The following is a 14,525-nucleotide window of genomic DNA, read 5'->3' on the forward strand; positions in this document are numbered from 1 at the left end:
GACCTAGGCCGGTATCCGACCACGTGGACCGACCCCGCCCGCCATCACCGGGATGAGCCCTCAGGAAGTCACGCATGCGTTGTTCGGTTTCCGGCGCCAGCTCGCGGCCCAGCTTGCGATATACGCCTCTGATCGTGCTCCAGGGGTCATTGACGAAGTCGGTGTAGAGCACGTCGATCACCTGGCCGGCGGGGAGGGCGCCGCCGGCACGCAGCGCCATCTCCCGGTCGAGGCCGACCACGATTTCCTCGTAGCACTGGGCCGCGCATTCGGCGATGCTGGATTCGTCGCTGGCCATCCGGCGCAGGTGATGGGTCAGCGCCGCGATTGAGGAGATGACGTTGAGTGGGTCACGGTGTGTCTGCACGATCAACGCGTCGGGGTACTCGGCCAGTAGCGCATCCAGCTGCCACAGATGCGCGGGCGATTTGAGCAGCTACTGGCCCGCGACGCCGGATTGAAGGTGTTGCAGAAAGATTCGGTGGAATCGGTAGGCGCCGCGGTGGTCCGCCTCGTACAGCAGCCAGCGGTAGTAACTGGGTAGCCGGTACTGCACCGAATAGATCATGCTGGTGAATTCGCTGGCCGTGATGCGGACGCACTCCTGTCCGACCTGTGGGCCCATCGGGTGAAAGGACAGGAAGCCGGGAATGATCTGCTCGGAGAGCTCGATGCTGGCCTGTGTCTGCGCGATTCGTGGATCGCTGAGATACGTGTCGGGCTGGGGGACCGGACACGGCGCATCGACTTCCCAGGTCAGCGGTGCCCGAAGGTCGGGGTCCTGGGCGAGCAAGTCATAGAGAATCGTCGTTCCGGTGCGGGGCTGGCCGACGATGACGATGGGCTGATCGATTGCCTTCGTGGCGATTTCGGGGTGCTGGCGGCGCCACGCGATGACGCCGAGCCGGTTACGCAATGCGCGCATCAGGTCCAGGTGGGCGATCTCGACGCCGATAGCCGACAACCGCGCCTCGTGGATCAGCGCGTCGGTGACCCGCTGCAATCCGTCTTGCCACCCGTCGGCGCCGAAGTCGTCGCTTCCGGCTTCCTCGCAGGCGGTGGTGATCAGGCGTTCGGGCTTGAACCGATCCTGCGGCATGCTCATGCCCGCTGCTCCCGGTGGCGTACCGACACCTCGACGTCGGGCGCTTGGGGATTGTCCAGCCAGCGCAGGATCACGAACCCCCGATGCCGGCCACCGGTGTCGAGCCAATGTCCAAAACCGAAGTCCTGCTCGGAAATTGCAATACGCACCCTGCCATCCGCGCCGGCACGTACCGCCCGATTGGTCACCGAGCTGTGCCTGCTGTCCGGCTCCAGACATTCGTGCCAGATGCTTTCCAGCGCGACACTCCAGTACCGCGTTTCCGGTGGCTCGAAGTCCAGCACCAGAGCCTGCCCCGGTGCTAGCCGGAAGGTCCCGATCATGTACAGGTTGTCCGGGGTGGTGTCGGCGGCGCCAAGATCGGCGGCCTGGGCGGTCAGCAGGGTGTTGGGGTTGTCGAGCAGTTCGGGCTTGATGGTGCGGTGCAGCGTGGTGAGCTTCATCAAGGACCACGCCAGCGCCGTGAACTGTCCCGCAAGTTCGTCGTCGGTTGGTGGCGACGCCGGGGCTGGGTCGAAGGCCTCGATGCGCATTTTGGCCAGCTCTTCGCGGCTGCGATCGCCGACGTACTCCCGGACGACGATCGCCGATGCGTCGTCGGGGATTTGCACCCACTGCCCGCCGCCGGGCTCGTCGGGTTCCAGCGCCGAAAGCAGCAGCGTGAATTCACCAGACTGCAGCGCCAAGTCGGCGTCGCTGAGGTAGCCGGCCATTCGCCGCGGCGTGAGTCCGGTGCCGGCCAGTATCTGTATTCCCAGGTAACAACTTCTGCCCCGGGTACCGGTGATCCGGTAACGGTGGTCGCCGCGGATCATCGCCAGAAAGTAGTTGCCCTCCGGGTTGGGGCCGCCAATCATGCGGTTCGGCGGACACATATCGAAGAACACGGGCCGGGCGGGGTCGGACTCCACCGACATTTGCGCGCATAGCGACGACACCCGGGCGATGACCCGCAGTCCTTCCAGGAGTTCGGGCTCGGACTCGGCGTCCTCGGTCACGATCTTGGTGACGTCTGCGAGCATGCGCTGAAAGAACTGCCACGCGGCAAGCGCCTGGGGGGCACTTGCGACAGGCCTGGCAAGGTGGTGAGACATAGTCTTACGATGAGACTATGTCTCACACATTCGGTAGTGGTTCGCGTGAATATAGTGGGCGAATGTCTCCGCCCCCCGCAGCTACCTCACTTGCCGAGCGCAAGCGCACCGCGACCCGCCAGCGCATTGCCACGGCCGCGGCGCAGCTGGTTGCCGATCTGGGGCTGGCCGCGGCAACGGTGGAGCGCATCGCCGATACCGCCGACATCAGCCGGGCGACCTTCTTCCGTTATTTCAACTCCAAGGAAGACGCCGTCGCAGAAGGCATGACAGCGCACTGGCTGGACCGGATCGCTACCGCTCTGGCGGCGCAACCCGAGCATCTGAGCGCCGTCGAGGCGGTCGTTGGCGCCTTCGGTGGGCTCGCTGTCGGATTTGCCGAGATGGAAGATCAAGTACGCGAATTGGCAACGCTTACCCGGTCTTCGGAAACGTTGGAAGCCTGGACGCTGCACATATATGTGCGGTACGAATCGGCGATCGCCGACTTGATTGCACCGAGGATACCCAATTTGGTACCCCAAGACCCGAGGCCGCGGCTGGTCGGTGCGTTGGCGATGGCCGTGGTGCGCATCGCGCTGGATGACTGGCTTGGTCAGGGTGGCTAGCTGCCGGATCGGGTGCAACAGGGGTTGGCGGCGATTGTCATCGCGTGAATGGCGTCCAACCGGGCGCCGGTTGCAGTGCTGGATCGTCGTCAGTCCCCAGCGCGTTGCGCCCTAGGTGCGTATGGCCACCGCTGATAGCAGATCGGCCAATCGATCTGGCCGGTCGAGCATCGAAAACGTCCTGGCCCCCTCGATGAGCTCGAGTCGGGCGTTCGGGATGGCGGCGGCGAGGCGCCGGCCGTCCTCGAGTGCAAAGAACTTGTCGTCGGCCGACCAGGCGATCAGGGCGGGCTTGCTGAACTCGGGCAGCCGCGCGGCGACGCCCCTGGTGACGTCGGTATGCAATGACAGGGTTAGCTGACGCAGGTCTTCGGCGATCGTCGGATTCGATAGCGCCGGTTGTACCCAGCGCTGCGCCAGCTCATCGATGTCGGCGTGGGCAAGGTCGCCGTAGGCGCGCCGGCGGGCCGCCGGCGACCGCATGGTTTGAATAGCGGCCCGAAACATCTTCTTGGACTTGGCCGCCAGGATCACCGGCTTGAGAATCGGTGGTGGAAAGTGTTCGAAAGCATCGCAACTGGTGAGCACCAGCGCGCCAAGACGCTCGGGATGATGCACCGCCACCAACTGTGCGACGACCCCACCGGTGTCGTTGCCTACCAGCACCACATCATGCAGGTCCAGGGTTGCCAGCACATCGGCGACCAGGTCACCCACGCCGGTGATCGATCGGTCGGCATCCGGGCCCAATGCCCTCGAGTGTGCGCCAAGGGGCCAGGTCGGCGCGAAGCAACGCAAGCCCCGCTCGGCAAGCCGTTCGCTGACCTGGCGCCACAGCTGGCCACCCATCAGGTACCCGTGCACGAACATGACCGGTCTGCCGTGTTCGGGTCCGGTTACTTCGTAATGGATGGTTCCGGCGTTAATGTCGATCGTCGGCATGGATGACTCCCATTTCGATACACTTACAAACACGCTGCCGGTAACTTACCAACAGGTTGTATGAAAATCAAGAGACGCACGCAAGAGGAGCGCTCGGCGGCTACCCGCGAGGCGCTGATCACCGCTGCTCGCAAGCTGTGGGGCAGTCGCGGCTATGCCGAGGTGGGGACGCCGGAGATCGCCGCGGAAGCCGGCGTCACCCGCGGCGCCATGTACCACCAATTCGCTGACAAGGCGGCGCTATTCGGTGAGGTCGTCGAGGCGGTGGAACAGGACGTGATGACGCGGATGGCTACCTCGGTGGCTGCCTCGGGGGCAGCCACGCCCGCCGACGCGATCCGTGCTGCCGTCGATGCCTGGCTGGAGGTGTCTGGCGATCCAGAGGTGCGCCAGTTGATCCTGTTGGACGCACCCGCGGTGCTCGGCTGGGCGGGCTTCCGCGATGTCGCACAGCGCTACAGCCTGGGCATGACCGAGCAGTTGATCACCGAGGCCATCCGGGCGGGCCAGCTGGATCGCCACCCGGTGCGGCCACTGGCCCATGTGTTGATCGGCGCGCTCGACGAGGCGGCAATGTTCATTGCGACGGCCGATGATCCCAAGCGTGCCCGCCGCGAGAGCCGACAGGTGTTGCGTCGGCTGATCGACGGCATGCTGAACGACTAGCAGCTGGCATTCGGGCGCGCTCGGCCATTCCGGCCGATTCCGGCCGCGGCGAACCACGGTCACCCGCTGCACCCGGGTGGGTACGCTAGACCGGATCATCGGCCCACCCTGGGGGAATCAATGGCATTTCGAATCGGCATGAATATCGCGGCCTGGGTGCTGTGCGCCGGCGCGGTCGTGGGTGCGCCCCCGGTGCAGGCCGCACCCGGCGCCGTCTTGCCCCCTATCCCATCGACGGGTGGCGGGCCGATCATCGGTGGCGGTGATGAGGCTGCCCAGAGCCGCATCGCGCGACAACTCATGAGCGTGGGTAATGCCGACGTCCAAGAGGGTGATGGCGCGGACGCGGCCTCGTTCATCATGGACTCGGCGCGGGTGGCCGACTCACGCCTGGCTTCCGCGTTCGTCCCCCTGCAGCGCGCGTTGGGATGTCAGAAGGTCAACACCTCATTTGGAGCCCGTGCCTACCGGCGCAGCGATGGCGGGTGGGGTGGCGCGATGCTCGTCATCGCCGAGAGCGCTACATCGGACATGCAGGCGCTGACCGGTTGCATCCGGTCCGTCTGGCCCGCGGCAACCGCCGGTGGATCCAACGCGATGTGCGCCCACGGATGGACCTATCCGACGTCAGGGCAAGACCACCGCCCTGAGACTTACCACATCCTGCTGGCCGGCACCGCCGCCGACTTCTGTGCCAAGTTCGACGAGGACTACGCAAATTTCGCCACCAACTGGCCGTGAGCACTCACCGCTGGTGGTACGCCGTCCGAAGCGGCGGGGCGTTTCACGCATCGGGCGAGGAGTCCGCCGGCACCGCCGGGGTAATGCCCGTGGCCAGACCACATCTTCGACGTCTCACCTTGTTTGCTCTGGAATCAATGTCCAATGAATATCGTGGGTGCCAGGACGTCCAAGTATGGCCAGCTGGCGCGTTCGCTTCGTGGCCACCCGCACGTCGTTTAGCTGCAGGTTTGTCGAGGATCTGGACACGTCGCGGGAGTTCGCGGCTGCGGGTTACCGCAGCATAGGTATGCCTTCGTGCTATTCATCATGTCGCGCTATGCTCACCCAATGCTTTGCTCGGAGGTGATGTTCGGTGGCGCGTAGGCGCGGATGGAATGGAGCGCCGCCGGCCTCGGACGAAGAGGCATCACGGCGCATTGTCGACACGGCGGTGAGGCTGATCGCCGAGACCGGATCCGATGTCAGTCTCGCCCAGGTCGCAGCGTCTCTGGGGGTCATCAGGCAGACGGTCTACCGCTACTATCCGACCGCAGATGCGCTCATGCGCGCGGCGGCAATCGCATCGGTGGACGGCTTTCTTGATCGGCTCACCGAAGCCGTGCGCGGCATGCGCGATCCCGCGGAGGCGATGGCCGCAGCGGTAATGTTTACGCTGCGCGACGCGGTGCGCACGCCCCATCTCGGCATTCTGATCGCGCAACCGTACGCCCACACACACCCGGAAAATCTCACCTCCGAAGAGGCACAGGTATTCGGGGTGCGGATGCTGGAGCGCTTCGACGTCGACTGGGCGGAGTATGGATTCGCCGACGAGTCGGCCAGGCACGACCTGGTGGAGTTCCTTCTGCGGGTGTTGCTGTCATTCTTTGTCGCGCCCAATGTGCCCAGCCGCTCCGATGATGAGCTGAAAGGCTTCATCAAGCGGTGGGTCGGCGGCGCCATCCTGGCGCAGAAGCGCTGACCCGGGATGCCAATGTGCTTACGGTGAGAAGCTAAGCGCTGTAAGCCTTTTCACAGGTGGGACTGACTGAAGAACTGCCAGATGGTGGCGGTGGCGTCCAGCGCCGTCGACGGTGGCGAGATGCCGGCGATCGTTTCCAGGACGGGTTTGGACCTGCCACCGGGCCACTGGTGGCCGGCTCCGGCCACCGAGATCAATGTGCCCCTGCGTGCGTCGGTGCAGGAAGCGGATTGGGTTGTCACGACTCCGGAAGTGGTTGAGGTCGGCGGTGCGCACGCATCAATGGCGCGCCAGGTGGCATTGACCGCGGCCGCTGAGGGGCCGTCGACACGCGCACTGCCGTCGAACGAGCGGGCCACGCCCGGCCCGCCGTTGTATGGCACGCGATCGTCGGCGGTGCCGTGGATTTGCAGCACCGATGTGGGCGGTGCGTGGGCGCCATCGGTCAGCAGCGTGCCGGCCACGGGAGCGATCGCCGCGAACTTGTCCGACTGGCAACCCAACCGAAGCGCCATGATGGCACCGGCCGACATGCCGGTAGCGTAGACGCGTGCCGGATCGATCGGGGTCCGGCGCTGGATGGTCGCGACCATATCGGTGATGAATCCGACATCGTCGATGTCGAAGTTCTCCGGCGCGCCACAGCATGTGCCGCCATTCCAGGCGCGCAGCACACCGTTGGGGTAGGCGACCACGAAACCGCCGCTGTCGGCCTGACTGTTACAGTGGTAATCGCGCTGGGCCTGCGCGCCATCACCAAAACCGCCGTGCAACGTCACCACAAGGGGCGCCGCACCGGTTAAGCCGCGCGGACGGTACACCCGATAGATCCGGAAAATCCCGCCCGAGTTGAGGATCTGAACCGACCGTCCGGCCGGGATCGGGAAATCGGGCGTTGCCGATAGCCGCGTGCCGACTACGCAGGTGTTGGCCAAGAAGATCAAGGCGGCCAGCAGGCACACGTTGACTACCCGAGCGCATCGAACCGCCACGGCCACATGGTGACACCCAGTCGCATACTTGACAAGCATCTTGTCATTAGTGTCGTGAATGGCAGACTCGGTGTCATGCGACGTGTTCTGGATGCGGCGTGGGAGCCCACGGTGCCGGCCCTGATGCAATTGGTCGCGGCCACAACGGCTCCCCGGTTGAGGTCGGCGTTCGCCGCGGCCGGACTCGATGGGATCCGGCCGGCACAAGCGATCGGCCTCGTTCCACTGGCCGGCGAGGGCCTGCACGCTTCGGACCTGGCCGACCGGCTTGGGGTGAGCAGGCAGGCGGTGGCCCAGGCGGTAACCGCACTGGAACGCCACGGGTATGTCCTGCGGGCGCCGGACCCGGCTGACGCTCGTGCGCGAATCATCGAGTTGACGCCACGCGGCCGCCACGCGCTTCGGGTGATGCGCGCCAACGCGCTCGATGCCCAGCGGCGGTGGCAAAAGATCCTGGGACCGCGACGATTAGGCGAGCTTCGAGAGACGCTGCAGCTCCTGCTCGATGCGGAGGCCGGGGCGTAGGGGCCGCCGGTGCTGCGGCGCGAAGGCCGTGCCGGCCACCGGGTTCAATGAAACGCGTGACTCATCCGCCGCTTGAATGCCTCGTCGAGGCGCAGGTAGGTGCTGTGCAATGGGTGCCCGGGCCAGTCGTCGCCGATCAGCTCCGCCGGTAGCAATGGGTCGCGTTGGAGGTGGCGGACCACCGCGATCGACAAAGCGAACTGGTAGCTGGAACGTTGCGCCGAAACGTCGCGGCTACTCCGGTCCAGTTCGGCATCCATCGCCTGGATGAGGGCCAGGGCATCGGCCGCCCACTGGTCGAGGGAAAACAGGCTGCTGGCCTTGTCGGCACTGATATCGGTGGCGGCGCCATGAAAATGGATGCACTGGCGGTCCAGCACCGACCGGGAGATCGGAAGACGTTGCGGGTCAAGGTTATCCGGTCGCACCCAGACGCCTTCGCGCAACTCCGCGAGGTGCAGAGCCATGGCTGCCTTTCTGAGCTCGAGGCGATCGGCCGCGGAGCGGCGATCCAGCGAGACGACCGCCAGTTCCCAGGTTCGGTCCCAGGAGCCAACGGCTGTGTCGGCGATCCGGGACGCCTCGTCGACACGCTGCCGCCGCTCCAGCAGGTGCCCGGCGGGTGCATAGCTGCCTTCGCCGCTGGTCAGTTCGCCGCTGCTGACCATCCGCCACAGGCAGGTGCGGGCGGCGCCGTCGCTGATGCCGAACAGGGAGGCCACCGCCACCAGTTCGGCCACCGTGAGTCGGGCCTGGTCGGCGCCCAGCAATGCCGATGCGAGCACCGAACGTGCGCTGAGCGGCCGGTTGCCGATCAGCCGGCGTACTCGGGCCGCGGACTTCGGGGACACCTAACCTCCATATCACCGAATTGTTGACGCGTGATTTCTACGGTGTGATACTGGCATACGTGAGCTCGCCGACGAAGCCGTTGGTTGCCGAGGATGCGGAGATCGTCCGGCGCGTCCTTGCCCATATCGATGCCGGGACCACCGACGAGGGCGAGGCTTGGCGCGAGCCGGTCGAAAACTACGTCAGTCCAGAGCGCTTCGCCGCCGAGTTACGGTTGCTGCGCGGCATGCCGAGTGTGTTCGTGCCGTCGGCCGCGATCCCGAACAAGGGCGATCACGTGGAACGGACCGCCTTCGGGGTGCCCCTGTTCGCGGTGCGCGGGGCCGACGGGCGAGCGCGGGTGTTCCGCAATGCCTGCCGGCATCGCGGCTTTGCTCTGGTGGAGAACGCCGGATGTTCTCATGCGCTGGTGTGCCGCTACCACGGTTGGATATACCGTCTGGACGGGTCGTTGTCGCATGTCCCGCACGCGGAGGCCTTCCCCGACCTGGACATGTCCGCGCGTGGCTTGATCGAGGTGGAGAGCCACGAGGTGGACGGGCTCATCGTGATTGGTCCACTCGACCCCGTGGACGCTGGCCTGATCGAGGACGAGGGAGCGATCGGCTGGCTGACCGACGGTAGCCCCTGGCGGGCGAAGCTCGTCCCTGCCGAGCGCCTGATTGTCGTGGAATCAACGCTGCGGGAGATCAATTGGAAGGTTCTCGTAGAGGAGTTCCTAGAGGGCTACCATATCCGGTCGACCCACAAAGACACGTTCTTTCCCGTCCAGTACGACGATCTCAATGTGGTGGAGGCATTCGGGCCCAACACTCGTATCACCTTCCCGTACCGCAATATTGAACGGCTCCGAGACCGTCCTGAGCACACCTGGACCACGGGTGCCAGGGTGACGTATCTGTATCAGCTGTTCCCCAACGTCATGTTGGCGACGTTCCCGGATGTGATCGCCATGGTCGTGATCGATCCGGTGAGCGTCGATCGCACCGCCGTGACCATCTATTCGATGGTCACCCCCGATGTCGCCGAGCGTGATTCGCTCGACGCGTCGAGCAACTTGGCCGGCGCGGGCAGCTTCATCGGGCAGGGCCTCTCCGAGGACAACGAGATGTCTGAGGGCGTTCAACGTGGCCTCGCCGCCGGGGCAAACGATTTCGTCGAGTTCGGTCGGCACGAGAGCGCGGTCGGACGTTTCCATGCCACCCTCGGTAGGCGGTTGGCTCGGTTGACCTCCGCCGGGTGACGTTTCGAGGCGTCCGGGCCGAAGGCGGCTATCGTGGGCAACCGGAGGGTTCGCCGGAAAGCGATGAGAGTTCGGCAGGCGATTCCGGTGTGGCGTCCCATCGCGTCGGACTGCCCATGGATGGCGGTGCGTCCGTGATGACGCTGGTGAAGGAGCGCAACCGCAGGCTGTTGCCCACCACGAACACGCTGGAGAACGCCATCGCGGCACCGGCGAGCATCGGATTGAGCAGACCGAAAGCGGCCAACGGGAGCGCGGCGACGTTGTAGCCGAAGGCCCGGAACAGGTTGGTCTTGATGGTGTTCAGGGTCCGCCGGGAGAGCCGGATCGCGTCTGCTGCGGCACGCAGGTCGCCGCGCACCAGGGTGAGATCGGCGGCCTCGATCGCCACATCGGCGCCGGTGCCCATCGCCAGTCCCAGATCCGCGGTGGCCAACGCGGCAGCGTCGTTGACGCCGTCGCCCACCATCGCGACGATCTTGCCTTCGGACTGCAGGCGCCTGACCGCGGCAACTTTGCCCGCTGGCAGTACATCGGCGATGACCTCGTCGATACCGATCTCGTCGGCGATGTGGCGCGCCACCGTGGGGTTGTCACCGGTTAGCAGCACCGGGGTTAGCCCCAGCCGCTTGAACTCCCGAATGGCCGCAGCGCTGGTGGGTTTAACGGTGTCGGCGATCACCAGGATGGCGCGCGCCCGACCGTCCCAACCCACCGCGACCGCCGTCTTGCCCTGGCTCTCGGCCCGATCCTTGGCCGCTGCCAGGTCCGGGTCGAGGTGCTGTGCCCAGTCCGCTAGCAGGCCGGCGCGTCCAACGATGACGGCGTGCCCGTCGATAATGCCCCGAACCCCTTGACCTTCGATGTTGGCGAAGTCCGCCGGCTCGGGCAGCGCGCCCAGTTCTGCCCTGGCGCTCTTGACGATTGCCGCCGCGATGGGGTGTTCGGAGGCGGCCTCGAGCCCGCCCGCGTAACGCAGCGCCGTTGCCCGGTCGGTGTCGGGCACGGTGATCACCTCGAGCAGGGTCATCTTGCCGGTCGTCACGGTTCCGGTCTTGGCCAGCACGATCGTGTCGACTCTGCGGGTGGACTCGAGCATTTCGGGCCCCTTGATGAGCACCCCCAGCGCGGCCGCGCGCCCGGTGCCGACCAGCAGTGCGGTCGGAGTCGCCAGTCCCAGCGCGCACGGGCAGGCGATGATGAGCACGGCCACCGCGGCGGTCAGCGCCGCGCTGACCGGATAGCCCGCGCCGAGCCACACACCCAGTGTGGTTACGGCGATGGCGATGACGATCGGCACGAATACCCCGGAGACGCGGTCGGCGAGCCGTTGCACGTCGGCTTTGCCCGATTGGGCGGCCTCGACGAGCTTGGCCATCTGCGCCAGCTGGGTGTGCTCACCGACCCGGGTGGCGCGCACCACGAGGCGCCCGCCGGCGTTTGTGGTGGCGCCGGTGACGGTGTCCCCCGGGCCGACCTCAACCGGGACGGACTCCCCGGTGAGCATCGACGCGTCCACCGCCGAAGAGCCGGCGACGACGGTGCCGTCGGTGGCGATCTTTTCGCCCGGGCGCACCACGAACTCGTCGTCGACGGTGAGTTCTTGCACGGGGACCCGGATCTCGGCGCCGTTGCGCAATACCGCTACGTCTTTGGCGCCGAGCTCGAGTAGCGCCTGCAAGGCGGCGCCCGCGCGCCGCTTGGAGCGCTTCTCGAAATACCGGCCCGCCAACACGAACGCGATCACCCCGGCGGCCACCTCGAGATAGATGTTGGATGCGCCGTCACCGGGTGTGATGGTCAGCTCGAAGGGGTGGCGCATCCCGGGTTCTCCGGCCGTACCCAGGAACAGGGCGTACAACGACCACAGGAACGCCGCGAGGGTCCCAACCGAGATCAAGGTGTCCATGGTGGCGGTGGCGTGTTTGAGATTGACCCACGCGGCTTGGTGGAAAGGTCGGCCCGCCCACACGATGACCGGCGCGGCCAGCGCCAGCGATGCCCACTGCCAGTACCGGAACTGCAGGGCGGGCAGCATCGCCATCAGGATCACCGGGCCGGCCAGCACAATCGCGCCGACCAATCGACCGCGCAGCGACGCCAGCTCGGGGTCGACGCCGTGCGTGTCCGTTGTTGCCGCCGCCGCGGGCTGTTGCCGGTGCTGCGGCAAAGCCGCTGCGTAGCCGGCCTTCTCGACCTCGGTGATCAGGATCTGCGGGTCATACCCGGCCGGGGCAGTGACGGTGGCCCGCTCGGTCGCGTAGTTGACGGTCGCGCTGACCCCGTCGAGCTTGTTCAACTTCTTCTCGATGCGCATCGCGCATGACGCGCAGGTCATCCCGGCGATGTCCAGCTCGACGTTGCTCAGTGTGGCCGGCAAACCGGTCGTCTCGGGCATGGTGTGCTCCTTACTGATGTGTTGCCGGATGGCTGGATTGCTCTGCAGCGCAGCGCACGAACTGGGCGGTGTGCACTCGCCCGTTCACCTGGAAGTCGAGGTAGAGCAGGTAGCGGCCCGGGGTGGGCGGTTCGGTGGTGAAGGCAATCTGGGCCGGGCTAGCCGATCCGGCCGACGCCGCGCCATTCTCGGGATGTGCATGCAGATACGCCAGGTCTCCCTCGCGCAGCACCACCAGATGTCCGTATGCACCGAGGTAGGGCTGCAGGGTCGTGACCGGCTGGCTGTCCCGGGTGACGGTTGCGATCAGCCGCGACGGTGACTGGGCCGTGAACGGGCCGTCGATGGTCACGGTGAACCCGTCGGTCCGGCTGACGTTTGTCGCCGACGGTGGTGGGTCCGGGGTGAACATGCCCCCGACATTGAGCGCATATGTCAGGACCGTGGGGTTGCCGCCTTCCGGGAGGAAGTCGGCGAACACCCGATAGGTACCGGCGGCGTTCCATGCCCATGGGATTGACCAGCGGCCCTCGGCGCTCATCGTGGGATGGACATGGCGAAACTCGGTGCCGTCGCTGCGAACCACGATGAGATGAAGTTTCTTGGCGTTCTCGATCGCATACTTCGTCACCGGCACGCCGCCGAGCGACTGGACCCGAAATGACAAGGTGCCCTGCACTCCGACCGCGGGTGGGGCCGCGACGTCGTCGAGCATCAGATCGCCCGCACTGAGGGACACCCCGCGCACCGGTTGCGCCCCAGCCTGGTGACCGGCGTGCCCGGACCGAGCCCAGGATGTCGAGATCGGGTGCGCAATCACCGCACCCCCGACCAGGAATGCCGCGCCGAACAACGCGGCCATGCTCGTCGCGTACAGGGCTAGTCTGGCGCGCGCGCTCATGCGACCAGAACCGCCTGGTAGCCGGCCTCGCCGATCGCACCCAACACCGTCGTCGGATCAATCGGAGCCGACCCCGCAACCAGCAGCCTGCCCGTTCGCGCGCTGACGGCGACCGTGGCGACACCCGGGATCTGGGCCACCTCGCTTCGGATGGCGGATTCGCAATGCCCGCATCGCATCCCGGCGACCTGGTACTCGCTGGTCTTCATCACTCTCCCATCTATACCCAATGGGGGTATACAAACACTCTGTCCACATACCCCCTAAAGGGTATATCTGTCAAGGGCTTCGGGCGTGATGTTTTTCCAGCGGGTGTCCCGGGTGTGGAGCGGCTACCGGCCGGTGGCAAGGCAAATGGGCTAGCGGGTTATGTAGGCTGGGGCCGAGTTCACGTGACGCGAGGAGAACTGATGACTGTCCTGGTTGTCGATGCGGGCCCTCGTCGGGTCAGTCGTTCCGTCGAAGTGGCCGCTCCCGCGGCCGAGCTGTTCGCAATCGTTGCTGATCCGCGGCGCCACAGCGAACTGGACGGCTCCGGCACGGTTCGCGACAACATCAAGGCGCCGGTGACCCTGGTGGCCGGCACGAAGTTCTCGACAAACATGCGGATGTTCGGCGTGCCGTACCGCATCACCAGCACGGTGACCGCTCTCAAGCCCAACGAATTGGTCGAATGGCGGCATCCGGCCGGGCACCGCTGGAGATGGGAGTTCGAGTCTCTCTCGCCCACGGTCACCCGCGTCACCGAGACCTTTGATTACCACGCGGCGGGTGAGCTCAAGAACAAGCTCAAGTACTACGAGCGGATTGGCGCGTGCAAGGCCAACGCGGCCGGCATCGAAGCAACGCTGGCCAAGCTGCGTGACCGCTACGCCGCGCGATAGGTCAACAACGGCCCCCGCCGTCACTCACCGTGATGACGCGGGGTCCGCGGCGTCCCAGGGCACGACTCCCGACACCCAGTGCGTCAGTTGCTCCACCTGGTCGTTTCGGTGCAGGTGTCGTGGCGGCGTCGCGAAGGTGGAGTACGGCCGGCAGCGGATCACGACGCGGTTCTCGCGTTCGCACATCGCCTCGACGCTCGGGCGCGCCTGGGCGTCGAGCGGTTGCCCCGACATCCGGCCGGCAACGGCCATCATGACGTCGACCGCCAGCTCACGGTCCGGATCTAGCATCGCGTCGGCGTAGACCTGCAGATAGGTGAACGGCCAACGCTCGTCGAGGACGCACAAGCTGACCTTGCCGTCGCGCTCGACGACTCTGGCTTTGCCGCGCCCGGCCATGGTGGCCACCAACAGTTCGTCGTCATCGGTGGGGATGTAGTAGACGATCGACATCCCCGGGCCGTCGTTGCGCCGACGGTATCCAAACACGCACGTGCGGTGGGTGCGGACGAACTCGCGGCGCTCGGACGGCAGCATGTCGCGGTCGGTAGGTGCCGTGTAGGGCTGCGCTGACAGGGGCAGGAGCATGATGAACCATCCTTGTTCTCGG

Annotated in this window: 15 protein-coding genes and 1 pseudogene; 7 read left to right on the forward strand and 9 right to left on the reverse strand. The window is 66.0% G+C overall.

What is annotated here, in order from left to right:
* Positions 1 to 4: 4 nt before the first annotated feature.
* Positions 5 to 1,105, reverse strand: a pseudogene (locus tag G6N41_RS05625) (sulfotransferase family protein); the annotation flags it as partial.
* Entirely contained in the window at positions 1,102 to 2,199 is a 1,098-nt protein-coding gene (locus G6N41_RS05630) for a DUF1214 domain-containing protein (protein WP_198966831.1), read from the reverse strand. The pseudogene G6N41_RS05625 and the gene G6N41_RS05630, both read right to left, overlap by 4 nt.
* A 62-nt stretch (positions 2,200 to 2,261) precedes the next feature.
* Between G6N41_RS05630 and G6N41_RS05635 the strand changes: the two genes are divergently transcribed.
* On the forward strand, positions 2,262 to 2,807 hold the full coding sequence (locus tag G6N41_RS05635; protein ID WP_198966832.1) for a TetR family transcriptional regulator: 546 nt from the start codon (positions 2,262 to 2,264) through the stop codon (positions 2,805 to 2,807).
* Between the two features lie 111 nt (positions 2,808 to 2,918).
* Here G6N41_RS05635 and G6N41_RS05640 read toward each other — a convergent pair whose 3' ends face one another.
* Positions 2,919 to 3,749 carry an alpha/beta fold hydrolase gene (locus G6N41_RS05640; RefSeq protein ID WP_198966833.1) on the reverse strand — a complete coding sequence of 277 codons (831 nt, stop codon included), beginning with the start codon at positions 3,747 to 3,749 and terminating at the stop codon, positions 2,919 to 2,921.
* Between the two features lie 60 nt (positions 3,750 to 3,809).
* On the opposite strand from G6N41_RS05640, the gene G6N41_RS05645 reads away from it, so the two are divergent.
* The 3 genes from G6N41_RS05645 (at position 3,810) to G6N41_RS05655 (ending at position 6,120) form a co-directional block, all read left to right on the forward strand.
* The gene (locus G6N41_RS05645) at positions 3,810 to 4,415 is read left to right on the forward strand and encodes a TetR/AcrR family transcriptional regulator (protein ID WP_198966834.1); all 606 of its coding nucleotides are present in this window, start codon (positions 3,810 to 3,812) and stop codon (positions 4,413 to 4,415) included.
* 120 nt (positions 4,416 to 4,535) lie between these two features.
* Positions 4,536 to 5,156, forward strand: a complete 621-nt coding sequence (locus G6N41_RS05650; protein WP_117423524.1) for a hypothetical protein — start codon at positions 4,536 to 4,538, stop codon at positions 5,154 to 5,156.
* Positions 5,157 to 5,511: 355 nt separating this feature from the next.
* On the forward strand, positions 5,512 to 6,120 hold the full coding sequence (locus tag G6N41_RS05655; RefSeq protein ID WP_198966835.1) for a TetR/AcrR family transcriptional regulator: 609 nt from the start codon (positions 5,512 to 5,514) through the stop codon (positions 6,118 to 6,120).
* Positions 6,121 to 6,170: 50 nt separating this feature from the next.
* Here G6N41_RS05655 and G6N41_RS05660 read toward each other — a convergent pair whose 3' ends face one another.
* Complete coding sequence (locus G6N41_RS05660; RefSeq protein WP_407663779.1) at positions 6,171 to 7,082, reverse strand: alpha/beta hydrolase family esterase; 912 nt, start codon at positions 7,080 to 7,082, stop codon at positions 6,171 to 6,173.
* 105 nt (positions 7,083 to 7,187) lie between these two features.
* On the opposite strand from G6N41_RS05660, the gene G6N41_RS05665 reads away from it, so the two are divergent.
* Positions 7,188 to 7,637, forward strand: coding sequence for a MarR family winged helix-turn-helix transcriptional regulator (locus G6N41_RS05665; RefSeq protein ID WP_198966837.1), 450 nt, complete (start codon positions 7,188 to 7,190; stop codon positions 7,635 to 7,637).
* A 44-nt stretch (positions 7,638 to 7,681) separates the two neighbouring features.
* Here the strand turns inward: G6N41_RS05665 and G6N41_RS05670 are convergent, their stop codons facing one another.
* Positions 7,682 to 8,377, reverse strand: coding sequence for a PaaX family transcriptional regulator C-terminal domain-containing protein (locus G6N41_RS05670; RefSeq protein WP_231608852.1), 696 nt, complete (start codon positions 8,375 to 8,377; stop codon positions 7,682 to 7,684).
* 155 nt (positions 8,378 to 8,532) lie between these two features.
* On the opposite strand from G6N41_RS05670, the gene G6N41_RS05675 reads away from it, so the two are divergent.
* A complete protein-coding gene (locus tag G6N41_RS05675; protein WP_198967735.1) occupies positions 8,533 to 9,732 on the forward strand; it encodes an aromatic ring-hydroxylating oxygenase subunit alpha in 1,200 nt (399 codons plus the stop codon).
* 28 nt (positions 9,733 to 9,760) lie between these two features.
* On the opposite strand, the gene G6N41_RS05680 is transcribed toward G6N41_RS05675, so the two are convergent.
* From G6N41_RS05680 to G6N41_RS05690, 3 genes are read right to left on the reverse strand one after another with little or no spacing between them, the layout of a single operon-like run.
* Positions 9,761 to 12,130: a heavy metal translocating P-type ATPase gene (locus tag G6N41_RS05680; RefSeq protein ID WP_198966839.1), complete on the reverse strand. Its 2,370-nt coding sequence runs from the start codon at positions 12,128 to 12,130 to the stop codon at positions 9,761 to 9,763.
* A gap of 10 nt (positions 12,131 to 12,140) precedes the next feature.
* Positions 12,141 to 13,031 (reverse strand): hypothetical protein, encoded by an 891-nt coding sequence (locus tag G6N41_RS05685; RefSeq protein ID WP_231608853.1) that lies wholly within the window; start codon positions 13,029 to 13,031, stop codon positions 12,141 to 12,143.
* Complete coding sequence (locus tag G6N41_RS05690) at positions 13,028 to 13,240, reverse strand: heavy-metal-associated domain-containing protein (RefSeq protein WP_198966840.1); 213 nt, start codon at positions 13,238 to 13,240, stop codon at positions 13,028 to 13,030. The genes G6N41_RS05685 and G6N41_RS05690 overlap by 4 nt, the downstream gene beginning before the upstream one ends.
* 201 nt (positions 13,241 to 13,441) lie before the next feature.
* Between G6N41_RS05690 and G6N41_RS05695 the strand changes: the two genes are divergently transcribed.
* A complete protein-coding gene (locus tag G6N41_RS05695; protein WP_198967737.1) occupies positions 13,442 to 13,915 on the forward strand; it encodes an SRPBCC family protein in 474 nt (157 codons plus the stop codon).
* Between the two features lie 24 nt (positions 13,916 to 13,939).
* On the opposite strand, the gene G6N41_RS05700 is transcribed toward G6N41_RS05695, so the two are convergent.
* Complete coding sequence (locus G6N41_RS05700) at positions 13,940 to 14,503, reverse strand: pyridoxamine 5'-phosphate oxidase family protein (RefSeq protein ID WP_015354048.1); 564 nt, start codon at positions 14,501 to 14,503, stop codon at positions 13,940 to 13,942.
* Positions 14,504 to 14,525: the final 22 nt, after the last annotated feature.

The organism is Mycobacterium shottsii (genome assembly GCF_010728525.1).
Lineage (GTDB): Bacteria > Actinomycetota > Actinomycetes > Mycobacteriales > Mycobacteriaceae > Mycobacterium > Mycobacterium marinum.